This is a genomic window from Haloferax sp. AB510, from assembly GCF_024136985.1.
In the GTDB taxonomy this organism is placed as follows: Archaea; Halobacteriota; Halobacteria; order Halobacteriales; family Haloferacaceae; genus Haloferax.
Window position 1 is genome coordinate 1 of record NZ_JAMYJY010000257.1, and the last position, 317, is coordinate 317.

Here is a 317-nt window from a genome sequence, read left to right on the forward strand (position 1 = left end):
TGAAACCGTAGCCGCCAGTGTCGTTGAAGAAGTCGACCTTACCTTTCGCCATTGCAACTGTACAACGACCCTGCGGACGGATAACCCTTCCGCATGTCTGTGACTCACTCACCCGGTCGCGAACGCCGCCGCTCACGGTCGTGAAAAACGGAGGAAAGTTCGTCAGTTTGTGAATGTACTGCGGTGAACGGAAGCCTGCTTAGAGGCGGGTGACGTTCGTCGCGCGCGGGCCCTTGGGGGCCTGCTCGATGTCGAATTCGATTTCCTGACCCTCTTCGAGGTCCGGACCGCCAACATCTTCCATGTGGAAGAACACG

General features: G+C 57.7%; 1 protein-coding gene. It reads right to left on the reverse strand.

The window, feature by feature from the left end:
- Positions 1 to 199 precede the first annotated feature (199 nt).
- Positions 200 to 317, reverse strand: a 118-nt coding sequence (locus NKF06_RS20895; protein WP_144860204.1) for a cold shock domain-containing protein, incomplete at its 5' end; no start/stop codon positions are given.